Consider the following 22,057-nt stretch of genomic DNA (forward strand, 5'->3'; position numbering starts at 1 on the left):
TTTTGATAACACGCAACGAGTAAGTTGTGTGATTGTGGCACCCTACAGGTTAAACCTCAGGTTTACCCTGGGAACGGAAATCAAACCGCGTCAATCTGGCCACTGGAGTGCGTTATGGATGCCAATCGCTATGCCATGGAAACAATCCCGTCACCGCCGGCATTTCCCGGTGCTGCCAGCCCTGTGATGTCTGATGAAACACTGCATCGCCGTCTGGCCGCCATTATTGAGCGGATGGAACAGCAGCAGATTGTGCAACTGATTATCTATGCCGACAAAGAGCACGGCAGCAATTTTGAATATCTGGCGGGATTCATTCCGCGCTTCGAGGAGGCGCTGCTGGTGGTGACTCAGCAGGGCGAGCTCACCTATATCATGGGTAATGAGAACCTCAAGCTGGTGCCGTTTGCCCGCAATCCGGGACGCTGTCTGCATGCGGAGGTCTTTTCTCTGCCCAACCAGCCTATGCGCGGGGAGCAGCCCCTGGATCAGCTGTTAACAGAGGCAGGGATAGTGGCGGGAGAACGCACCGGGCTGGTGGGCTGGAAGTTATTTACCGGCAGGCAGCCAGGGATGTTTGATCTGCCGCAGTTCATCTATGCCGCGGCGGCGCAGGCAGCGGGCGGCGATGCACAACTGGTAAACGCCACCGGATTGTTTATCTCGCCTGACAACGGTGCACGCTGCGTTAACGGCGCCGATGAAGTGGCGTTTTATGAGGCGGGGGCCAATCTTGCTTCAACCGCGATGCTGGCTGCGCTGGATAGCGTAGCGCCGGGCGTCACAGAGAAGGCGTTAGGCGCACGTCTGAACGCAGAAGGGCAGCCAAACACGGTGGTGACGATTGCCGCGACCGGCGATCGTTTCGCCCAGGCCCGGCTCTATCCGTCTGATAAACGGATTGCGACAGGCGACAAGCTTTCTCTTACCACCGGCTACAAAGGCGGGCTGTCCAGCCGCTCGGCTTACGTGGTCAGCGAAGCCTCTGAGTTACAGTGTAACGTCTCCGACTGGCTGACCCGGCTGGTGATCCCCTATTATCATGCGGTGGTAAGCTGGCTGGAGCAGCTGCGGATCGGGATCACCGGCGGCGAACTCTATTCGCTTATCGAAACGGTGCTGCCGAAAGCGCAGTATGGCTGGCATCTTAATCCGGGGCATCTGGTGGCTGACGAAGAGTGGCTAAGCTCGCCCATCTATCCCGATTCAGCCGTGACACTGAAAAGCGGTATGCTGCTGCAGATCGATATTATCCCGTCGGTGCCGGGTTATGGCGGCTGCAGTATAGAGGATACGGTCGGACTGGCGGACGCGGCGTTGCGTGATGAGCTGGCGCGTCGTTTTCCCGATCTCTGGCAACGAATGACTCAGCGCAAAGCGTATCTGACAGACGTGCTGAAGATTGAGCTTGCCGAAGAGGTGATTTTGCTCTCGAACACGGTAGGCTATCTGCGCCCTTTTTTACTGGATAAGCGCCGTGCGCTGGTGCGCCAGCAGGGGCTTAACCGGCCTGATGCGGCCGGTAATAATTTGTAAAATTTAACTGAGAGTAAAACGCAGGCGCATCTGTCAGGATACGCGCCTCAGAAAGTTCCTGGTTGCTCTCATTCGATGAAATGGTTTACCAAAAACGCGGTTTTGTTTGCCTGCAAAACCTCCTTTGCCGCGTTTATCGCACTCTCTGTGGCGCTCGTTCTTAACTTCGAAAAACCCGCCTGGGCGCTCACCACGGTATTTGTCACCTCGCAACTCTATGCAGCATCGACCGTCTCGAAATCGCTGTTTCGCCTGCTGGGCACGCTGCTGGGCGGCATCTTTATTCTGCTGATCTACCCCGAAACGGTGCAGTCGCCAGTGTTGTTCAGCCTGTGCGTATCGCTGTGGGTAACGGTTTGCCTCTGGCTCTCTCTGCATGACCGCACGCCGAAGAGCTATATCTTTATGCTGGCCGGCTACAGCGCAGCGATTATGGGATTTCCAGACGTTGAGTCACCGTTGGCAATCATCAACACCGTAGTTTCACGTATTGAGGAGATTACGCTGGGCATCCTTTGCAGCACGCTGGTTCACCGGCTGGTGTTTCCGGTTTCGATGCATCATCTGCTGGGGCAGAGCGTTAATCTCTGGTTTCAGAACGCGCGCAAACTCTGTGATGAACTGATCAGCGGAATGGCAAAGAACAAATCGCTGGAGCGCGAAGATATCCTGATTCAGATGGCGGGATATCCGTTGAATGTTGAAACGCTGCTGACCCACTGCGTCTATGAGGGCGAAGCGGCGCGTAATGTCATCCGTCTGGTCAGCGTACAGTATCAGCATCTGACTTATCTGCTGCCGACACTGACGGCGATTGAATCACGGCTGGGTGTGCTGGCCGAACTCAATATTCGTTTTCCGCCGTGCGTCACCGACGTGTTTCAGCAGTTCCTGTTGTGGCTGCATCACGATCGGATTAACGATATTGCCGGACTGCGTGAAGCGATTGCTGCCAGTCAGGCAACCCTGGAGCACGAATGGCGGGCCGGGCTGCTGGCAACCGAAGAGAGCCTGCTGCTGATTGGTCTGCTTGAGCGGCTGGCTAACTTTGTGCGCATTGCCGATGCTTATGAGAATGTCAGTGCGCGCGCAGGGGATCTCTACAGCCACGGGGATGGGGCGGCGATCCGCAATATCCGGGAACACCGGCATATCGATAAGGGACTGTTACGGCTGTCCGCGCTGACGGCATTTCTGGCGACCTTCCTCTCCAGCCTGTTCTGGATCGGCAGCGGCTGGGCCGATGGGGCGAATGCACCTCTAATGGCGGCGATTATCAGTTCATTTTTTGCTGGTGTCGATTCCCCGGTAACGCCGATGAAGCTGTTCGTGAAAGGGGTGATGATTGCGCTGGTGGTCAGCCTGTTCTACATCGCTTTTCTGATCCCGCAGGCCAATACCTTACAGGCGCTGATGATCATACTGCTGCCCGGTCTGATGCTGCTGAGCCTGGTGATTGCCAATCCGGCGACCAATCTGGTAGGGCTGAGTGTCGCCATCCAGATCCCCGGTTTTATCGGCTTAAGCCATCACTATGTCCCGAATCTGATCGTCACGCTGAATGCGGCCATCTCCTCGATGGTGGGGATTATGTTTGCGGTAGTGCTGACGGCGTTGATCCGCAACAAACGGCCGTCATGGATAGCCAGAAGAGCGGTGCAACGAGGGCTGCGCGATCTGTTAGGGTTTATTAAAATGGTGGAGCGCAATTCCGCCACGCTACTGTCACGGCAGCAATTTATTGCGCGGATGCTCGACCGGGTGAATATCATTCTGCCGCGTAAAAGGCTCGATCCGGTGCCGGATATCGTGGTGGGGGGCTATCTGATTACTGAAACCTGGCTGGGCGCCAACTGTTATGACTTCTACGCACGTTATCGTGAGGTGCTGGAGAGTCATCAGATTGATAGTGGTCAGATGTTTCACGAGCTGGCGCTATACCTGAAGCGCAAGATGAAGTCGCTGCAGTTAGCGCCACATCAGGATCTGCTGGAAGAGCTGGATCTGTTGCTGCTAAGACTGGAGCCGATCGCCCGAGAGGAGAGTGTGGCTGTTGCGCCCTTAATCCATCTGTTTAATATTCGGGTATCACTGTTTCCACATCAGCGCTGGCCAGATTAACCCGGTATAACAGGGCTGGCTGGTGGGGCTAAGAGAGCGCTTGCCGGGACCAGAGCGGACAATCTTATTTTAGTTACATCATACATTAGGTATTAATTAAATTGAGAATCAGGCAACGTGCCCATTTATTTGTCTTGCAGGAAAATAAGGTCAGCAGAGTGGAAAGGTTGGTTGGTAAAAATGGCCAGCAATGGCCTGAGCGTGAAGCGCAGGCATTATACCGATTTTAAATCAGACTGTTGCATTCAATTCTCTAGCCAGACACGCCTGGTTGATACCGATCATAAACGCGTCCTGCTGCGCCAGAGGCCTGCAATAAAAGCAGGGCGCGCGCATCCCAATGCAGGAAAGCAGGGTTGATGCAGGAAAAGTTCAGCGGTAATAGCTCAGCGGCTTTCCTGCGGCTGGAGCTGATAAATCCACGCACTGTATTGCCTATTATCCTCGGCAGAAACGCGAACCTCGACGCGATCGTAGCCATCTTCAAACGCATCCAGCATCGGCCAGTGGGCATCCAGCTGGTCGGAGAGAAACAGATAACCCGGCACGTCGGGGCCATGCTCATCCAGAACGATGCCCGGAAAATCAGCCGCTGCGCCCCAGCCGCGCTGATAGAAGGTACCGTTCACCGAACCGGCCAGCCATTCTCCGCCAATATTTTCCAGGATATGGGCATTCTCGCGTCCTGGACAGAGCGTGCCATAGACAAATAAGCGTTTCATTTTTTCTCGTCGTTGAAACAGTGGAAGCCAGCAACTCTAGCGCGGCTAAAATGGATTGTCTTGCGGAACCGCCTCTTGAGCCTCTCAAAACGCCATGCGTAGGTAAGTTATGCGTACTGCCAGCCCCATCAGATGCGCAGAATTCATGTAGCGACGCCCTGGTCTGCCGCAAAAGGTCGGCTTTATGTGCACTCTGCCTGTCGGCAGATGGCACTCCCGTCCGGTTACTTCAAGGTTGTCGTGTAGTTAACCGGAACCCCCTGGTCATTGATCACCGCATAACTCACTGACTCACCGGGTTTCGGCGGAGTGTGACTGTCAATGTAAGCATAAGATTGTGGGGCAAGAGTGAGATTTTTTATTGATTGCTGACCTTCAGAATAGACATTCATGCTCATGAACCAGGGAGTAGGGTTGGTTATGGCGATTTTATTTCCCTTTACCGCGAAACGGAGCTTTTCCGGATCGGTGGTCAGCGGGGCGTTTAGTCCCTCAGGCCGTATAAAGATTTTTAGCCGGATTCGCAGCGGTAACACCACTTTACGTTCAGCCGCGTTAAGCTCTTTTTTCAGCGCAGGGATCTGATAAATATTTAACCAGTAGAGGCTCTCTTTGTCCGCGGGCAGCGCCTGACGTGAAGTGAGTACCAGACGCAACGATCGCATTTCTCCCGGATACATTTTTACCACCGGCGGTATGACTATGACGGGCGTGATGCTGGCGTCGGGTGAGAGAGTCAGGTCACCGTCATCTGTCCAGATTTGCAAATACGTTTCGTTTCCGCCGCTGTTGACGACGTTAACAGACTGGCTCAGATCCGATTGATTGAAAACGATCCGGGTTTTATCCACATTGACCACCGCCCAGACGCTGAATGAGAGCAGGACGCCAGATAGCACGACGACGTTACTGAAAACTGACCACAACCTGTAACTGCGCATTGACTGTTCCTGCTGTAATAGTTTGCCCGCTGAGCGCTTCAAGAGAGGCGGTGAAATCACCACTGTAAATATCAGCGCCTCCTGAGGAGATTTGCGACGTTAAATCTTTATAGGCATACCAGCCACGGCTGTTGCCCGTGCCCGTCACTGTTCTGTCAGGCAGTAAATTGAGCGCCATATTATGACTGTCATAAATTTTTATACCGACGCCGGAGGCGGCAGCGCTGCTACCATAGTGGGTATCCAGCAGCCAGGTTAGCCCGCCGCCAGCTGTACTCAGCCCCAGATTTCTTGCCTGCGTCACCGCATTTGACTGGTTAACGAGAAAGCCCATAGCGACATTTGCTGACGTGATCGTCGATGTACTGGTGCCGGAGATGGCACCGGACTCGCACTGGATAGTGATAGTAAAAGGAGCCTGACTTTTCCCGCCCGCGGCAAGGGTGTTCACGCTTACGGTCGGCAGCAGCACCACCGAAGGATAATCCTGGACTTCGCATAGCGCGCCACGCACATAGGTGACATTTGAGAAGGTGCTCCAGGCAGCGGGCCAGTTACGGTAAAAACCATACCAGTAAGAGAGACTATCCTGGCCCACTTTAAGATTATTGGTATCCAGCCCGGGTCCTTTAAAAGCAATATATCCGCGAGGTTGTGTCCAGTTGTCCACATAGCGATTGCTGTTGCTGGCGTAATAGCGCGTAGAGTCTATTTTAAACATTTCATACAGCACATTGCTGAAAGCACTGGCCGGAATATAAATATAGGTGCCATCAGAATACCAGTCACTGGCTGTCAGCTGTCGGGCTTTCCAGTAGCGACTGTAATATTCGCCGGTTGTCAGGTTAGTTAGCCTGACGGCAACATTTGCAGCGACATCATAATAGGCGCCGTCCACTTCAGAGGTAATATATTGACCGGCATAGGGGCTGTCGCCATTGGTGGCATACATCTCATACAAACTGTCTGCATCTGCCACGGCGCAGCGGTAAAGAATCTGGTTAGCTGAGTAGGAAACATTGCTGGCCGATGACAGAAAGCTGCCTACCGAGCTGGCCAGCAGTGTGCCAGAGGGCTGGAAGGTCTTTCCGCTATTGATGCTGATCACAGATGGCAGGCCCACATTCCCTGAGCAGGTGTCGCAGGCGCCGGTCCAGTAGGCGGCGGTATAGCCTGCTGCAATCGCGCTTTGAGACAACGAGGATGTGGCGGTAACAACACTGCAATTAGCCCAGGCGGGCACATTGAACAGCAATAATAAGATATACAGGTAATATTTTTCGATTCTCACACGATTAACCCTTATGGCAGACAGCATCCAGGCGAACAATATTCTCATTCACGCGACCGGTTATTTGATAATTAACAAAACATGTTTTATTGCCCTTATATTCCCAGTTTACCTTTAAGGTTCCAGAGTCATGCGGTACACGTGCATATAATTGACCACCCTGGCCCACAATACCTATCACGGTATTATCAGCATCACGGACCTCGGTGCCCATTGGCGGGATTTCATGATCTTCATTTTTGAGCGCGATTAAGACGGCCTTACCCTGCAGCGTGGCAAAATTAATTCGGGTAACGGAACCGGCATAGGGCACAACGCGCTGGCTTCCACCGCTTAATTCGGCATCAGCATTCATATAGCGTGTATCAAGGCTGACGGTGTTGGCCTGATATGGCGTCAGCGACGGCAGGATAGCGTAACCAAAATGATCAATGACGGCACCCTGACCATTGCGTACGCTGGCGCCCTGGGCACCATCCGCATGGATAAGCGCAAAAGTGTCGCTGGTATAAGGTCCGGCGGTAACGCCGCCGCGATGAATCAACAACGTACCAGAAAGCCCTAATCCAGCCTGGCGATAATTATCCCCCTGACCATAATTCGCTCTGACCGCGCCTGCGCGCGTATTCTGCTGAATATTTCCGCCGAACGAGACACGGTGGCCACTGTTACTTTGCGTATTTTCGGTTCCGCCATACAGGGACCAGGATCGCTGATTGTTCTCGCCAGATGAACCGGTCAGTGAGAGCGTCGAATTGCGCGTTTCTTTAGACTGGTTGTAGTTATAGGCCACAGAGGTAGTGTGATTGCCCCAGTTCAGCGGAACCGAGACATTCAGTGAAACGGTATTTTCGGTATATTTCTCGCGGTATGCGTTATCACCATCGTCCAGGTTCAGCCCGAAACGATCATAATTCCAGGTAGTACGCTGACGGGCAACGTTGAGACTGTAACTGATGTTATTCCAGCTGTTGCTGTAACCTAACTGAAGCTGAGTAATACGTGACCGGTTATTATAGTAATCCGCCGTGCTGCCGCTCAGGCTGATTAAGCCATAATCGGCCATTGACTGACTCAGGGTCACAGAAAAATTATTACGCTGATGCAGCGTATCTGAATAGTAACTGATGCCATTGTCCTGCTGGCGCCGAACGCCCAGCACATCCTGCAGGTCGCGATAACCGCTGGTTGAGTAACGATAGGCGGCCAGGACCAGGTTGGTGCCGGTAGCAAAGGTTTTGCTGTAGCTCAGCTCGGCGCGCCATCCCGAGGCATTTCTGTTCTGTGCGACCTTTGCATCAGAAAAGGTGGTGTTTAATCCCACTGCGCCCGCTGCCGAAGTCCAGACACCGCCAAGCAGCCAGGCCTGATAGTCCTGAGCCAGCCGCGATCCTGCCGTAGCGGTCAGTCGGTTACTGATACCGCGCTGCAACAGCCCTTCAAAGAAGGTGTTATTAACTGAGTAGAATTGCCGTACCCGACCCAGTGCAACCGAGTAATGCCAGTTTCCCGGCCTGACCGAATCAGGCACAGAGGCATAAGGAACGGTAAACGAGGACGTTTTGCCATTGGCTTCAATAATCTCAACATCGAGATCGCCCTGGCTACGGGTATTGTACAAATCGTTGATCACGAAGGGACCAGGCGCCACGCTGGTCTCATAAATAACGCGATTCAGTTGCCTGACGATAACCCGGGCACTGGAGGAGGCCACACCGCGAATTTCGGGCGCATAACCACGCCGGCTTTGCGGACGCATCCTTTCATCGGTAGTGAGCTTGATGCCATTATAAGAAAGGCTGCCAAACTGCGAACTTTCTGTATAGCTGTCGCCCAGTGTCAGCAGACTGTTCAGCGGTTCAATGGGGCGCTGAAGCCAGGTTCTGACCGTTGTGTAGCGAACATCGCTGCCGGTAACGTTATTGTCGATAAACCGCAGATTGCCCTGATGGCGCAGCTGCCAGTTATCAATATTAGTGCCCGCCGTGATGCCACTCCAGAGATACTGGTATCTGTAACCGGAAGCGGTATTTTCCGTCCAGCTATAATTGGTGTTATGCCGGATGAAAAGGGCGGAGATCCCTTTATCCCATTCGGCGACGGGAATATTTCCCCTGGGCAGATGAATTAACTCCGCATCCGGAATGGTGAACTGCAGCCGCAGTGAAGCCTGATCAAATTGCCAGCGGGCCGCTGATGACCAGTGACGCAAGGGCTGACAGCCCTCGCTGGCTGAGGATTTATTCAGTGACTTAAGGCTTAATGATTCAGCCACCGTCAGCGGGAGACAAGGTTCTATCGGCTGACCTTTCTCTGCTGACAGAAAGTTCAGGGTGACGCCGCTTTTAACCAGCTTATTGTTAACATAGATATCGACATAATAGTTGCCGGAGGCGATAGTCTGATGGTTAAACTGATCAATATTCTGGCCAAAGGCGGAGCCTTTAAACAGCGAAGGATCGAAGTAGTATTCATCAGCGTGTCCATACGGTGAAAAAGTAAATGATGCACAGAGAGGCAAAAAAAAGATGCGGATATTACCTGCCTGCAATCGGATAGTCTTCACTGACTTTAGCTCCCTGGTCATTCATTGCTGAAAGAGAAATCACGCTATTAGCTGATAAAGAGTGCGTTTCCGGTTTACACCTGACTATTTTTTTGGCAAAGGGTGCAATCATTTCGGCTTCGCAGGCTGTTTTTTTGCCTGCTGTTTTTATTGCAACCTCTGTAAGTGAGAGATACCAGGGTTGAGTGTTGTTGATTTCAACCCCCTCTTTTTGCATCGTTACTTTTACACCGTCGAAAACATTAACCGGCTGACCAATCGCTTTAGGACGATAAAAGAGTTTCATGCGGTTACGTAACATTAAAACAATACTGTTACGGCCTGATTCCGCCTGAATATTACCAGGGGGGATCTGCAGAGAGTTGAACCAGTAAATCGTCTCGCGATCCTGTGGTAATGAGACATTAGGTATGAATCGGATTCTTAAAACCTGGCCGGTCAGAGGCTGGATCCGAAACAGCGGTGGCGTGATAATAAAAGGCACGTCACTCTTATCGCCAGGTTGCGAATCCATATTGCCATTATCAAGCCAGGCCTGAATGACATAAGGAATATTATCGTTGTTCTTTAACTGAACATCGACGGAGAGAGCATTACCCGGATAAATAATTCGGCTGCCAAGAATAGTGACGCTTGCCTGGACGTTATCCGAAATAAACGTCATCAAAAAAATCAGTATTACCATTTTTAATGGGAACAGCATAATGCGCGAATACATGTCGGATATCTCAAGCGTGGCGTGCGTATCTGGCAATCCAGATACGCACGAAAAATATTACTGGTAAGTCACGGCATATTGCAGTGATGCGGTAACGGTACCCGCCGTTGGGGTGCCTGATGCGTAATAACGGGCAGAGTAGGTGGCAGAGCCAGAAGTTTCACCGGTCTGCAGTGTCAGATCACCGCTGCCGGTATAACCACTGGTCAGATTAACCACCGCATCTTTCGGATCGAGGATTTGTACCTCAACATTTTTTGCGGTTCCGGTGTTAGATAAATTACCGGCAGCGCTAACGTTATTCCCCACAAACACCGTCGAGATTTTGGTGGCAGAGGTACTGTCCCCGGCGCAGCCGCTAACGCCCACGGTGAAGGTGGTATCACCCGCAGTTGAACCAGAGGCAGCAAGGTCCGAAGTACTGACCGTTGGCAGCAGCACGACAGGGGACGCATTGTTGCCATTTACGGAAACAGAACAAGTTTCAGTGGTCACTTCTCCCTGAAAGTTGATGGTGTTATCTGAAGCTGCAAACACGCTGGCTGACACCAGCCCGGCACTGATTAACACAGCAAGATTAAGCGTTCTGAATTTGGTGTTCATTTAATACTCCTTTATCATAATTATGCGGAAAATAACTGATTGAGGCTGATGCCCATTTTCCGGCGAATGGCATCTTTGATGTTATAAACACGCTTGACTTCAATCCCCATTTCTCTGGCAATAATCGGCAATGACAGTCCGTTCATCGCCAGATCAAGGAACCGAACTTCATCCTGTTTAAGTGCATTCACTTTTTTCCTGACCTCGCCTTTTAAACCGAAATAACAGCCCTGGATTTGTCTGTTTATCTCCTCCAGGGAAAAATCGCCATAAATCACAGTTTGTATACGCAGGTCCTCTTTTTGCCAGTACGCCGCAAGCGGCTCCATATGGCGATCACTGACGATAATCAGCATTAATCCCGTATGTTTCAAATACTCAATCCAGTTGCTATTGGTAAAATACCTGACATTTTCCCTGGAGAAGTCAACGAATACACATCCTCTGCAAAAGAGGCTCTCATATTTTCCAGCGACCATGCTGAGTATGGATGAAGAGAAAAAATGATTCCCTCCAGGCCAGGTGGTAATTTTTTGCAACGGACATCTGTTATAAATGTCTGAAGCGCGATGGGTGAGATCACAGCCATATTTACAACTGGCGCAGCGAATTTCCTCTCTGGTTATCTTTATCATAATATTTTGGCGTTGTTGCGAGAGTTGTGATTATTTTATCGATAAAAATCTCCGCGTTTCAAGGCGATGAAAATTATCCGCTATTTTCTTCATTCGGATTTTTCTTAAGGGGTCACCTCCACGGGCGGGAGTAATATTTGTTGAAAATTCGGGACAAAAAGGGCGACGACGCCCTCAGCAGTGCTGAGAGACCAGGATTTTTTTACGTCCGTTAGGAATATTTCGCAAATAACGCCACTTTGATCAATAAAAATTCCGCACTCAATGCTAAATATGAGCGAATTTTGTTCAGTGATCAATTTTGTATATAGCGGCCACTAAGATGGCATTGATAAATGACTTTTTACTGACTCTATTATTGCTTTCTCCCTTACTTCATTGAAACGATCTGCATTTTAAATGGCTTTTATAAAAAAATTAGCGACGATATTTATAGTTCACATCCCATTTTATTAAGAATACTCCTGGTAACAAAGATGTTAATTGACGCACTTACTATAAATATTGATCTAAATCAGTTATTTAGTGCATGGAAACATCACTATTTTGGTCAGTGTCATTAAAAGAAAAGAGATCTATATTTATTTCTTTCCCGGGCGTTATCATTCAGATTTTGTATACGAAGAATCATTCTTGCTGTGCGAAATTTACGTTCTGCTTTTTTGTCAGATTATACGAGATAGTTATTGGATGACAGGACAGAGCAGGGACGTTACACCTCATTTTGCGTGTCGCTGATAGTGCTGAAAACGACCGGATGTCACTGACTCTTATTTTCAATGCTCAGGGCAAAAGCATCACTGCGCTGCGGTGACTGCCTTGCAATCGCAATGCGAATAGCCGGTATGAGTCCGGCTGACCAGACAGCCAGCAGAAAGCTGACTCAGGTTTTCTTGCTCATTACAGGATTAACCTGGCAAGGAACGGAGTGAAGAAAGCGTAGTTACACGTGGACGCATTTACGACAATTTAATGGTACGCAAGGCAGACAACGAGGATGAACATAAAGCGGTGATGCACATAGACGCCTCTACAGCATTTTTGTGGCCGACAGCCCTGATGAATGCGCTAATTTTCACGTAGCGACGTCACTGCTTAAGTTGTGCAAAGCACCTGAGCAGAGAAACGGTCAGAATGCGCAGCAGTGCATCCAGCCAGCCGCAAAGGGCGAAGTCGTCATTGCATCGTCCGGCTGCAAATCTCCGATATCAGGTTTGTTGATGAGAGGATAGCGTGTAGAGTCGCTGAAGAAGATGTCCCGCAGGGAAAGCCATGCTGAATAACGTAGCATCACATTATTTCAGTTTCGGAACAGAATAAGCGACAGTAACAAGGTCAGGCAGACATTGTGATCGTTTCTGACAGATTTTGCTGTAAAGAGTAAAACAGTCAGGATCAGCCCAAAATGGTGAGCAGACCATACAATAGAGCATCACGCTCCCGATCATAATCAATATGCGCATAATGTATATTATGTTAAATTGGATATTAACAGCGCACTTATCGCTTCGATACTGCTCAGTTCTTTCCTGGTGTTCCGGCAATCGCACTGCCCTGCGTCTTCGAACTGATTCCTTCAAACTTACTGTCTGGTAAGAACCCCGGACGACGATTCGGTCCGGGGTTGGTTTCATGACCGGTCAGTTATTTGAGATGCGAACGCAACTCTTCACCCGCCTGATTAATAGCTGTTCTGACCGTGGGTTCCTGACTTAACGCGTTCAGCAAACCGTAATCATGAATCATGCCATTGTAGCGCGTTACGGTAACCGGCACGCCTGCTGCATCCAGCTTACGACCGAACGCTTCACCTTCATCACGTAACACATCCAGCTCTGCAGTCTGAATCAGCGTTGGCGGCAGCCCTTTCAGCTGTTCAGTGGTGGCACGCAACGGTGATGCCAGGATGTTATTACGATCTTTTTCTGAAACGGTATAGTTATCCCAGAACCACTTCATCATGTTCTTCGTCAGGAAATGTCCGTCAGCAAATTGATCATACGACGCGGTGTCGAAACGCGCATCGGTAACCGGCCACAGCATCACATCATAACGGATGGCCGGCGTTTTAAACTGCTTCGCCTGCAAGGCAACCGCCGCCACCATGTTACCGCCAACGCTATTACCAACCAGCGCCAGACGTTTTCCGTCAACGCCAATTTCAGCGCCATGTTCGGCGACCCATTTAGTGGCTTCATAAGCCTGAGTAATTGCCACCGGGAAATGGGCTTCTGGCGATGGTTGATAATTGACAAATACCGCAGCAGCGCCGGATGCATTCACCATGTCACGTACCAGTCGCTCATGGGTCGGAAAATCACCCAGCACCCAGCCACCGCCGTGGAAGAACATAAACACCGGCAAGGTGCTGCTGGCGTGCTCGGGCTTAACAATGGTCAGCGTCAGAGGCTTGCCCTGTACGGTAATGATCTTCTGTGAAATCTGTGCCGGCGGCAGTTCTGCGCCCTTCTGCGCCCCCGTCAACACCGCTCGGGCATCTTTGAAGGAGAGTTGCTCAATCGGTTTACCACTCCCGCTGTTGAGCGCCTTCAGGAAAGCGGCCACGCCTGCGGTCGGTTGCGGACTGTTTTCAGTGGGTGCAGCAAACGCGGTACTCATCTGGCTGGCTAACAATAATGCACTGGCGATCAGTTTCATTTTCATCACAGGGTTCCAATTAACTTGCTATTAAGTAGTGTGCTATCTGGTTGGCAGGACAATGACATGGCGAACATTGATTGTAAACTACTAAATAGCGCACTATTCATGTCATGCTTTTACCCTCTCTGACTATTTTCGTCATTAACAGACTACTTTGCTGCTATCTGTATCGATTTTCAGCAATTAAGCACGACGCCTGAGCGCCTGGAAAAAGTCAGAAGCATGGTGTTTTTTCTGGTTAAGTTCAGCATGGACGCCAACGGTGCTCGCTACCCTATCCCGCTGCCGCTGCTGAGTCCGTTCGGTTATACAATCTATCGCAGTAAACCTTTTGAACGCATCTGGCTCGCTGATCAGACGTGCCGGATTCACTTTCTCACGTCATTCGCGACGGAAAGCAGCCCGCCCGCGAGTCGATACATGTCCGGTAGTTGATGACTGACGAGACGATTCTGTGGATAGATCAGAGGATTGCTATCGCTACGTTGCCCGCCAGGGGCCAGGCTTTGTTTTCTTGCTGAATTCAGAGAGGATTTCATCTGGTGCCTCTGTTCCCTGATTAGCTATGACTGCACAGGTGCTGGACTATGATTAAGCAGAAACTTTGTATGATGTAACTAAAGACATTTTCCTTCTTTCTCAGAAATTTCACATTTCCTGCGGCTAAATATCTCTTTGCCCTCAGGCGCATTACTCTCTCTGCACTGTCACCCGACTTCAGACAATCAATAAAGGAAACATTGATGAAAACTTCATATGCCTTGATCGCAACATTACTGATGACCTCTGGCGCATCCGCTATCGCTGCTCAGCCTGCTACCGCTAAAAACCCACTGAGCGTGCACGTTCTTAACCTGCAAACTGGCCAGCCAACGGCAGGCATCGAAGTTGAACTGGATCAGAAGCAGCAGGATAACTGGGTGAAACTGGCATCAGGCGTCACCGATAACAATGGTCGCATCAGCGCCCTGTTCCCGCAGGACAAAACAGCCAGTGCGGGTAGCTACCGCGTGGTGTTTAAAACCGGTGACTTCTATAAAAAGAACAACCAGAAAACCTTCTTCCCGGAGATCCCGGTTGAGTTCAACATGGAAGCCAGCGGTGAGCACTACCATATCCCGTTGCTGCTGAGCCCGTTTGGTTACTCTACCTATCGCGGCAACTGATCCCGATCCGGCACTCAGGTGCCGGATCTCCCCTCTCCCGCTACCCGCGCCGGAAAGCACTCCACCAGCCAGTCGATAAATACCCGTAGCCGTTGCGTCACGTGCCGGTTTTGCGGATAAACCAGATGAAACGGATAACCCGCCGGACGCCAGTCGTGCAGGATCTCAACCATTTCTCCCTGCCGCAGAATCGACGACAGCGAATAATTAAATGTCTGAATGATCCCAAGCCCTGCCAGTCCCGCGGCCAGATGCGCGTTGCTTTCATTGACGCCAATGCGATGCGCACTGGTGATCTCAATTTTCTCTCCATGACGTTCGAACCGAAGCGGAAATGGCTTGCCGGTTTGCGGCGAGAGATAACTCACCAGTCGGTGTCCGTTGCGCAGTTCATCAGGATAGGCGGGCACGCCAAACGCTTTAAGGTAGGCGGGTGTCGCGCAGGTAATGAGCGTAGCGTGCCCTATCAGGCGGGCAATCAGTGAGGAATCGACCAGCGGACCGCCGCGGATCACACAATCAACGTTGTCACTGATAAGATTGACCGGGCGATCGGATACGCCCAGATCCAGCGTAATATCAGGATAGCGGGCAAAGAAATCAGGCAGCAGCGGAATCAGAACGTCCCTGGCGGTAGATCCGCCGACATCGATGCGTAACTGCCCACGCGGCTTACTGCGCAGTGAATTGAAACAGGCATCAATATCCTCGAGATCGTGCAGGATGCGCAGCGCTTTCTCATAGTATTCACGCCCTTCTGCGGTGACGGTCACGCGTCGGGTGGTGCGCTGCAGTAGCCTGACGGAAAGATGCGCCTCCAGCTCCTGAACCAGCTTACTCAGCGTCGCCTTCGGCATATTCAGCGAGTCCGCCGCCCGGGTAAAACTGCCGCTTTCCACCACCCGTGAAAAGGCTTTTATCGCCAGCAGCTGATCCATTCCATCCCCCTATTATCCACCCGTGTGGATAGTCATTTTCATTTTAGCGGATTTATCCGCTAATCCTCCTCTCTTAAAGTAGCAATCAGTCCGGCAGCCCCGCTGACCGGGAATAACCCAAACTGTCTAAGAGACTATCCGGAGAAGAACTTATGAACGCATCACTCGCAGGAAAAATTGCACTGGTTACGGGCGGAACAAGCGGAATTGGCCTGGCTACCGCCCGGGAGCTGGCGGCACAGGGCGCACAGGTTTTTATAACCGGCCGTCGTCAGGCGGAGCTGGATGCCGCCGTCGCTGAAATCGGCGGAACCGTCAGCGGCATCCGCGCAGACGCCTCACAGCTGCACGATCTCGATGAGGTTTACTCGCGAATTGCAGCGCAGGCGGGACGCCTCGATATTCTCTTTGCCAACGCCGGGGGCGGCGACATGCTGTCGCTGGGGGCGATTACTGAAGAGCATTTTGACCGTATCTTTGGCACTAACGTACGCGGCGTGCTGTTTACCGTCCAGAAAGCCCTGCCTCTGCTGGTTGATGGCGCATCGGTAATTCTGACCGGATCGACTGCCGGAGCGCAGGGTACTGCGGCTTTTAGCGTCTACAGCGCCAGTAAAGCGGCAGTGCGCAATTTTGCCCGTTCGTGGGCGCTGGATCTGAAAGATCGCGGAATCCGGGTCAATGTCGTGAGCCCCGGCCCTGTCCGTACGCCTGGGCTGGGTGATCTGGTCAGTGAAGATCAGCGTCAGGGCTTGTTTGATGCGCTGGCAGCACAAATACCGCTTGGCCGCCTGGGTGAACCGCAGGAGGTTGCCCGCACCGTTGCGTTTCTCGCCTCGGATGCCGCCAGCTTTATCAATGCGGCAGAACTGTTCGTTGATGGCGGAATGGCACAGGTCTGAGACTCACCCTGTAGCTGAATATCAGACCCTGGTGATTGTCATTATCCGTTACGCAGCATCCCGGTTCGCCGGGCGTGAGCAGCAAAGCGCGCTAGGCTGAACCGTTAACGTATCAATGCCTGCCTGAGACATCCGGCTGCGTTGATCTGTAACCTGAATCCGGCACGCCGTCATAAAATGTCACGTTGAAGAAACACCCGCCTGGCAAATCCCCCGCTATAGTTATTGCCTGTCACGTCAGTCATAAAAACCATGGAGATAACATGAGCCAACTTTTTTCCACTGTCTCGCTGGGCGAACTTACGCTGGATAACCGCATTGTGATTGCGCCGATGTGCCAGTACTCCGCTGAGGCGGGCAATGCGACCGCCTGGCACCGTATCCATCTTGGCCAGCTGGCCTTTTCCGGCGCAGGTCTGATGATTATTGAAGCCACCGCCGTAGAGGATATTGGTCGCATCTCCCCAGGCGATCTCGGTTTGTGGAATGATGATAATGAAGCTGCGCTGAAAACGGTTCTGGAAGATGTCCGCCGCTACTCCTCTATTCCGGTTGGTATTCAGCTGGGCCATGCGGGACGCAAAGCGTCGTGTGCCGTACCCTGGGAAGGCGGTAAGCAGATTGCGCCTGAAGCCGGCGGCTGGCAAACCGTGGCTCCGTCCGCACTGAGCTACAGCGCGGATGAAGTGAAACCGGTTGCCATGAACACTGACGATCTGGCGCGGGTAAAACAGGCCTTTGTCGACAGCGCCCTGCGTGCGGTGCGTCTGGGAATTCAGCTCATCGAAGTGCATGCCGCACACGGCTACCTGCTGCATCAGTTCCTGTCGCCGCTGTCGAATCAGCGCAGTGATGAATATGGCGGCTCGCTGGAAAACCGTATGCGCTTCCCACTGGAAGTCTTCAAAGCCGTTCGCGATGCCGTACCCGCTTCCGTGCCGGTAGGCGTGCGCATTTCTGCCACTGACTGGGTTGAAGGCGGCTGGGAGATCAATCAGTCAATCGCCTTCTCGCGTGAGCTGGAAGCGCTGAACAGTGCTTATATTCATGTCTCAAGTGGTGGTTTGTCAGAAGACCAGAAAATCAGCGTCGGACCCAACTATCAGGTGCCGTTCGCCCGCGATATTCGTGAGCAGGTGTCGATTCCGGTGATTGCGGTCGGCTTAATCACTGAGCCGCAGCAGGCAGAAGATCTGCTGCAACAGGGTGAAGCTGATCTGGTGGCGCTGGCGCGCGGTATTCTTTACGATCCGCGCTGGCCGTGGCACGCAGCCGCTGCGCTGGATGGTAAAGTCCAGGTTCCGCCACAGTATCTGCGTTCTGAACCGCACGATGTAAAAGGCATCCTGACCCAGGATCAGTAAGCTTTAACGGGCAGACCGCATTAACGGCGGTCTGCCCATTTTCTCTTATAAAACGCCTTTCAGCCGCAGATGCTGCAGCAGCATGATGGTCTTGGCATCCACAATCTCACCCTGGTCAATCGCCTGTAACGCCTGGTCGAAACCGATCTCAAGCACCTCAATATCCTCACCCTCTTCCGCTATTCCGCCGCCTTCACCGCTACGCTGCTGATCGCCATACTCGGCAATAAAAAAGTAGAGTTTTTCAGTAACCGAACCGGGGCTCATAAAGGCTTCAAACACCTTCTGCACATGGCTGACACGAAAACCGGTTTCCTCTTCGGCTTCGGCAACAATACGCGCTTCCGGCGAGGCGTTATCCAGCAGACCGGCGGCCGCTTCAATCAGAAAGCCATCATGTCCGTTCAGGAAAATCGGAAAGCGAAACTGACGGGTCAGTACCACCGTACGTTTGTCACGGTTGTAGAGCAGGATCACTGCGCCGTTACCGCGGTCATAGGCTTCACGGCTCTGCTCCTGCCAGCGGCCGTCACGGCGCAGCAGCGAGAACGTATATTTCTTCAGGGTATACCAGTTGTCTGACAGCAACTGCTCATTGATGATGCGCACGCGGGGATGGTTCTGCTGCATGATGCTCTCCAGGATAGGTAGACAGCCATCACGCTATCATGCACAATCGTGCAACTTCAAGAAAAAACATGCAAAGGCCAGTCATGCTATCCAGCCAGCGAAAACAGACGATTCTCGCCCTGCTCGCCCAGGAAAAACAGGTGCAGTCGCGCGATCTCAGCCAGCGCTTTGGCCTCTCCGAAGACTCTATCCGCCGCGACCTGCGTGAACTGGCGGCTGAAGGATTGTTGCAGCGGGTACATGGCGGCGCGCTGCCGGTTTCCGCTGCGCTGGCCACCTTTGAAACACGCAAAAGCGTGCAGACTGCTTCCAAACAGGTTATTGCGCAAAAAGCCGTTTCACTGATCCAGCCGGGACAGATCGTACTGATTGATGGCGGGACCACCAGCGCGGAACTGGTGCGACTGTTACCCGCCACGCTGAGCTTTACCGCGGTTACGCACAGTCCCAGCGTGGCGCTGGCGTTAGCCGATCATCCACTCGTGGAGATCATACTGATTGGCGGGCAGCTCTATAAACATTCAGTGGTGACGGTGGGCGCAGCGATGCTGGAGTCGATCAACCGCATCAATGCCGATATCTTTTTTATGGGTGTCACCGGCGTGCATCCTGCGGCGGGCCTGACCACCGGTAATTTCGAAGAGGCGACGGTCAAGCGTGCGCTGGCAGGACGTGCAGCGGAAACCGTGGTGCTGGCGTCAGCGGAAAAGCTGAACTCCGCCTCGGCATTTGCCATAGGCGACTTGTCGCTGGCCAGCACGCTGGTCGTGGAAACGCAGCCGGACGAGGCGCTGCATCAGGCGCTGAGCCTGCAGGGTGTGACGATCATCTGAGTTCGTAGCAGGCCTGCAGCGCAAGATGCGGACCGGTCAATGGTCGCTGTGTGTCAGGAAACTGCTGTGCTACTGGCGTCATTGAGCTTTGCGCCAGGGCCACCGTAACGGCTCCCTGCTGATAAGCCTGCTCTGCTGCTGCCGCAATCAATGCAAAATAGCGTGTTGTCTCCCCCGCTTTAAACGCCGCCCATGCTCCCTCCACCAGCACGACCTCCACCTGGCTGCCGGGCTGGCAGAAAAGAGCCAGCGTCGCCGCCAGCGTTGATTCTGCCGCACAGAGCGCAACCTTGCGCCCTGCCTGACGCTGCAGTGCCTCCGCTAGCATTTCGTCGGTGCGTATAACCCGATCCTGCGCGCTGAAATCACCGGCAACTGGGCCCAGCGTCGAGCAGGTGATCAGTACCGCATCGAACTGCGGCAGCAGCGTTTCAATCATTTGGGCAATACGGCGGCGTAACGCAGTCGTCATCCCGCCGCTGCATTCCGCTTCTGCCAGCAGCGCAGGCATCACCAGATGATTCAGCGGCGGATTGTCACGCGCCAGTGCGCGGGCGGCATCATCAAATATCGCGATATTACTGGCTGCGGTGTGAAAGCAAAGAATGTTCAGGGTGAGCTCCGGTTCACTGAATGGGCATGGTCAATGTGCGGATTGCCAGGCTGCATGCTGGATAACAACACGATAACCATCCCTGTCGCTAAATGTCACGCCCCGTTGGTCCCAATAGGGATTAAATGAATTCAACCGCATAAATCCTGCCTCATCCATACAGGCACATCGGGCCAGCCAGTCAGGCCGTTGCGGAATGTAGAGCACCAGCAGGTCCTCATCTGTTGGCGATGGCCGGACGGGATGCGTGTGACAGAGCGTGAATTCGAGATGCCAGGCCAGCCCTTCAGCGCCCAGCATCACGCCACTGAACCCCTGATGATCAGTAAACTCACCGATTTCTTGCAACCCCAGCCCGTCACAATAGTTCTGACTGCTTTGCGTCAGGTCTGTCACCGGTCGGGCAATACGCAGATGCTGGATAATCATGGTTCTCTCCCTGTAGAGTTCACTGATATTTATCACAATCTTCAGAGCTTCCCGTGACGCCGGATGCGTGTCATGCCGCACTGCTGTTGACTCGCCTGCCCGTTTTTTGCAAGCGGATGTGAACAGCCATCAGACTGAATCCATGACGCCAATGGTCCTGCATCCGCTGTGTCCCCTTGGTTAGCACCCTATGCCCTGTTATCGGTAAATCAGCTTACCGCTCACAGCGCTAAACGCATTCCTGCCGTGGTCATCTACACTTTCCCGGTATTCATATGGTGATGCCCTGAGCATTGCCCGGCTATAAAAGGATGACAATATGACTGAACAAGCAACCCAGAACCATGCCTGGTTACTGGCTTCACGCCCTCACGGTGAGCCGACCAAAGAGAATTTCCGCCATGTGGCGCAGCCCGTCCCGGAAATCAAAGAGGGTGAAGTACTGCTTAAAACCATCTATCTCTCGCTCGACCCCTACATGCGTGGGCGGATGGACGAGGGTAAATCCTACGCCGCGCCGGCAGAGCTGGATCAGCCGATGGTGGGAGGCACCGTCTGTCAGGTCGCCGAATCGAAAAACAGTGACTTCAAGACCGGTGACTGGGTGCTGGCGCAGAGCGGCTGGCAGGAATATGCCGTCTCCGATGGCAAAGAGATTACGAAGCTGGGCAACGATCTGCCTCATCCCTCATGGGCGCTGGGTATTCTCGGTATGCCAGGCTTTACCGCCTATATGGGTCTGATGGATATTGGTCAGCCGAAAGCGGGTGAAACCCTGGTCGTTGCCGCCGCAACCGGTCCGGTGGGCGCAACGGTCGGTCAGTTGGGTAAACAGAAAGGCTGCCGTGTCGTTGGTGTGGCGGGCGGTGAAGAGAAATGCCGTTACGCGGTCGATACGCTGGGCTTTGATGCCTGCCTCGATCACCACAGCGCCGACTTTGAAGAGCAGCTGAAAAACGCCTGCCCGGATGGCATCGATATCTACTTCGAAAACGTCGGCGGCAAAGTGTTTGATGCCGTATTCCCGCTGCTGAACACCGCTGCGCGCGTGCCGGTCTGTGGTCTGGTCTCGGCTTACAGCCAGCGTGAGCTGCCGCAAGGCCCGGACAGAACCTCTCTGATCATGGCGGGCATTCTGAAACGCCGTATCCGTATGCAGGGCTTTATCATCTTCCAGGATTATGGTGACCGTTACCCTGAGTTCCTGGAGGCGATGCGTCCGCTGGTGGAGAACAAAAAAATCCACTATCGCGAGCACATGATTGAAGGATTAGAGAACGCGCCACAGGCGTTTATCGATATGCTGAATGGCAAAAACTTTGGTAAAACCGTGGTGAACGTCGGCGCCTGATGACGTTAGCGTGCCGCGTCACTGACGTGGCACGCCA

Annotated in this window: 19 protein-coding genes; 7 read left to right on the top strand and 12 right to left on the bottom strand. The window is 52.7% G+C overall.

All coding sequences use genetic code 11. The features are described 5' to 3' along the window. Positions 1-114: 114 nt before the first annotated feature. Both NR201_RS00950 and NR201_RS00955 read left to right on the top strand, forming a co-directional pair. On the top strand, positions 115-1,536 hold the full coding sequence (locus NR201_RS00950; protein ID WP_256849266.1) for a Xaa-Pro peptidase family protein: 1,422 nt from the start codon (positions 115-117) through the stop codon (positions 1,534-1,536). 75 nt (positions 1,537-1,611) lie between these two features. After that, positions 1,612-3,657, top strand: a complete 2,046-nt coding sequence (locus tag NR201_RS00955) for an FUSC family protein (RefSeq protein ID WP_010244891.1) — start codon at positions 1,612-1,614, stop codon at positions 3,655-3,657. A gap of 386 nt (positions 3,658-4,043) precedes the next feature. Here the strand turns inward: NR201_RS00955 and NR201_RS00960 are convergent, their stop codons facing one another. The 8 genes from NR201_RS00960 to NR201_RS00995 form a co-directional block, all read right to left on the bottom strand. Further along, positions 4,044-4,379 carry a gamma-glutamylcyclotransferase family protein gene (locus NR201_RS00960; RefSeq protein ID WP_022625647.1) on the bottom strand — a complete coding sequence of 112 codons (336 nt, stop codon included), beginning with the start codon at positions 4,377-4,379 and terminating at the stop codon, positions 4,044-4,046. A gap of 224 nt (positions 4,380-4,603) precedes the next feature. Beyond that, a complete protein-coding gene (locus NR201_RS00965; RefSeq protein ID WP_256849366.1) occupies positions 4,604-5,320 on the bottom strand; it encodes a fimbrial assembly chaperone in 717 nt (238 codons plus the stop codon). Beyond that, the gene (gene stbD, locus NR201_RS00970) at positions 5,286-6,611 is read right to left on the bottom strand and encodes a fimbrial usher protein StbD (RefSeq protein WP_199267434.1); all 1,326 of its coding nucleotides are present in this window, start codon (positions 6,609-6,611) and stop codon (positions 5,286-5,288) included. Before stbD ends, NR201_RS00965 begins: the two co-directional genes overlap by 35 nt. Positions 6,612-6,615: 4 nt before the next feature. Continuing rightward, positions 6,616-9,177, bottom strand: a complete 2,562-nt coding sequence (locus NR201_RS00975; RefSeq protein WP_233273055.1) for a fimbrial outer membrane usher protein — start codon at positions 9,175-9,177, stop codon at positions 6,616-6,618. Then, positions 9,149-9,895, bottom strand: a complete 747-nt coding sequence (locus NR201_RS00980; protein ID WP_158131697.1) for a fimbria/pilus periplasmic chaperone — start codon at positions 9,893-9,895, stop codon at positions 9,149-9,151. The genes NR201_RS00975 and NR201_RS00980 overlap by 29 nt, the downstream gene beginning before the upstream one ends. Positions 9,896-9,952: 57 nt before the next feature. After that, on the bottom strand, positions 9,953-10,498 hold the full coding sequence (locus NR201_RS00985) for a fimbrial protein (protein ID WP_256849267.1): 546 nt from the start codon (positions 10,496-10,498) through the stop codon (positions 9,953-9,955). A 20-nt stretch (positions 10,499-10,518) separates the two neighbouring features. After that, positions 10,519-10,854 (bottom strand): hypothetical protein, encoded by a 336-nt coding sequence (locus tag NR201_RS00990; RefSeq protein ID WP_256849268.1) that lies wholly within the window; start codon positions 10,852-10,854, stop codon positions 10,519-10,521. A gap of 1,923 nt (positions 10,855-12,777) precedes the next feature. Further along, positions 12,778-13,797: an alpha/beta hydrolase gene (locus NR201_RS00995; RefSeq protein ID WP_256849269.1), complete on the bottom strand. Its 1,020-nt coding sequence runs from the start codon at positions 13,795-13,797 to the stop codon at positions 12,778-12,780. A gap of 740 nt (positions 13,798-14,537) precedes the next feature. Between NR201_RS00995 and uraH the strand changes: the two genes are divergently transcribed. Further along, on the top strand, positions 14,538-14,960 hold the full coding sequence (gene uraH / locus NR201_RS01000; protein WP_010244915.1) for a hydroxyisourate hydrolase: 423 nt from the start codon (positions 14,538-14,540) through the stop codon (positions 14,958-14,960). A gap of 14 nt (positions 14,961-14,974) precedes the next feature. Here the strand turns inward: uraH and NR201_RS01005 are convergent, their stop codons facing one another. Beyond that, positions 14,975-15,898 carry a LysR family transcriptional regulator gene (locus NR201_RS01005; protein ID WP_157352149.1) on the bottom strand — a complete coding sequence of 308 codons (924 nt, stop codon included), beginning with the start codon at positions 15,896-15,898 and terminating at the stop codon, positions 14,975-14,977. 152 nt (positions 15,899-16,050) lie between these two features. On the opposite strand from NR201_RS01005, the gene NR201_RS01010 reads away from it, so the two are divergent. Together NR201_RS01010 and NR201_RS01015 are read left to right on the top strand one after the other, a co-directional pair. Next, complete coding sequence (locus NR201_RS01010; protein ID WP_158131699.1) at positions 16,051-16,800, top strand: SDR family oxidoreductase; 750 nt, start codon at positions 16,051-16,053, stop codon at positions 16,798-16,800. 263 nt (positions 16,801-17,063) lie between these two features. Then, on the top strand, positions 17,064-18,164 hold the full coding sequence (locus NR201_RS01015; RefSeq protein WP_031592311.1) for an NADH:flavin oxidoreductase/NADH oxidase: 1,101 nt from the start codon (positions 17,064-17,066) through the stop codon (positions 18,162-18,164). 45 nt (positions 18,165-18,209) lie between these two features. On the opposite strand, the gene NR201_RS01020 is transcribed toward NR201_RS01015, so the two are convergent. Continuing rightward, on the bottom strand, positions 18,210-18,794 hold the full coding sequence (locus tag NR201_RS01020; RefSeq protein WP_022625654.1) for an NUDIX domain-containing protein: 585 nt from the start codon (positions 18,792-18,794) through the stop codon (positions 18,210-18,212). An 83-nt stretch (positions 18,795-18,877) separates the two neighbouring features. On the opposite strand from NR201_RS01020, the gene NR201_RS01025 reads away from it, so the two are divergent. Further along, positions 18,878-19,627: a DeoR/GlpR family DNA-binding transcription regulator gene (locus NR201_RS01025; protein WP_256849367.1), complete on the top strand. Its 750-nt coding sequence runs from the start codon at positions 18,878-18,880 to the stop codon at positions 19,625-19,627. Here NR201_RS01025 and NR201_RS01030 read toward each other — a convergent pair. After that, positions 19,620-20,138, bottom strand: coding sequence for a glutamate racemase (locus NR201_RS01030; RefSeq protein ID WP_256849368.1), 519 nt, complete (start codon positions 20,136-20,138; stop codon positions 19,620-19,622). The genes NR201_RS01025 and NR201_RS01030 overlap by 8 nt on opposite strands. A 132-nt stretch (positions 20,139-20,270) precedes the next feature. Further along, positions 20,271-20,669, bottom strand: coding sequence for a VOC family protein (locus NR201_RS01035; RefSeq protein ID WP_256849270.1), 399 nt, complete (start codon positions 20,667-20,669; stop codon positions 20,271-20,273). 319 nt (positions 20,670-20,988) lie between these two features. Between NR201_RS01035 and NR201_RS01040 the strand changes: the two genes are divergently transcribed. Then, on the top strand, positions 20,989-22,020 hold the full coding sequence (locus tag NR201_RS01040; protein ID WP_256849271.1) for an NADP-dependent oxidoreductase: 1,032 nt from the start codon (positions 20,989-20,991) through the stop codon (positions 22,018-22,020). Positions 22,021-22,057: the final 37 nt, after the last annotated feature.

This window comes from Pantoea sp. Fr-CA_6, assembly GCF_024520895.1.
Taxonomy (GTDB): domain Bacteria; phylum Pseudomonadota; class Gammaproteobacteria; order Enterobacterales; family Enterobacteriaceae; genus Pantoea; species Pantoea agglomerans.

Bases quoted from the DNA above. Each gene is read 5' to 3' on its own strand.
- NR201_RS00950 (WP_256849266.1), top strand. From the start codon at position 115: ATGGATGCCAATCGCTATGCCATGGAAACAATCCCGTCACCGCCGGCA.
- NR201_RS00955 (WP_010244891.1), top strand. From the start codon at position 1,612: ATGAAATGGTTTACCAAAAACGCGGTTTTGTTTGCCTGCAAAACCTCC.
- NR201_RS00960 (WP_022625647.1), bottom strand. From the start codon at position 4,379: ATGAAACGCTTATTTGTCTATGGCACGCTCTGTCCAGGACGCGAGAAT.
- NR201_RS00965 (WP_256849366.1), bottom strand. From the start codon at position 5,320: ATGCGCAGTTACAGGTTGTGGTCAGTTTTCAGTAACGTCGTCGTGCTA.
- NR201_RS00980 (WP_158131697.1), bottom strand. From the start codon at position 9,895: ATGTATTCGCGCATTATGCTGTTCCCATTAAAAATGGTAATACTGATT.
- NR201_RS00985 (WP_256849267.1), bottom strand. From the start codon at position 10,498: ATGAACACCAAATTCAGAACGCTTAATCTTGCTGTGTTAATCAGTGCC.
- NR201_RS00990 (WP_256849268.1), bottom strand. From the start codon at position 10,854: ATGCTGATTATCGTCAGTGATCGCCATATGGAGCCGCTTGCGGCGTAC.
- NR201_RS00995 (WP_256849269.1), bottom strand. From the start codon at position 13,797: ATGAAAATGAAACTGATCGCCAGTGCATTATTGTTAGCCAGCCAGATG.
- uraH (WP_010244915.1), top strand. From the start codon at position 14,538: ATGAAAACTTCATATGCCTTGATCGCAACATTACTGATGACCTCTGGC.
- NR201_RS01005 (WP_157352149.1), bottom strand. From the start codon at position 15,898: ATGGATCAGCTGCTGGCGATAAAAGCCTTTTCACGGGTGGTGGAAAGC.
- NR201_RS01010 (WP_158131699.1), top strand. From the start codon at position 16,051: ATGAACGCATCACTCGCAGGAAAAATTGCACTGGTTACGGGCGGAACA.
- NR201_RS01015 (WP_031592311.1), top strand. From the start codon at position 17,064: ATGAGCCAACTTTTTTCCACTGTCTCGCTGGGCGAACTTACGCTGGAT.
- NR201_RS01020 (WP_022625654.1), bottom strand. From the start codon at position 18,794: ATGCAGCAGAACCATCCCCGCGTGCGCATCATCAATGAGCAGTTGCTG.
- NR201_RS01025 (WP_256849367.1), top strand. From the start codon at position 18,878: ATGCTATCCAGCCAGCGAAAACAGACGATTCTCGCCCTGCTCGCCCAG.
- NR201_RS01030 (WP_256849368.1), bottom strand. From the start codon at position 20,138: ATGCCTGCGCTGCTGGCAGAAGCGGAATGCAGCGGCGGGATGACGACT.
- NR201_RS01035 (WP_256849270.1), bottom strand. From the start codon at position 20,669: ATGATTATCCAGCATCTGCGTATTGCCCGACCGGTGACAGACCTGACG.
- NR201_RS01040 (WP_256849271.1), top strand. From the start codon at position 20,989: ATGACTGAACAAGCAACCCAGAACCATGCCTGGTTACTGGCTTCACGC.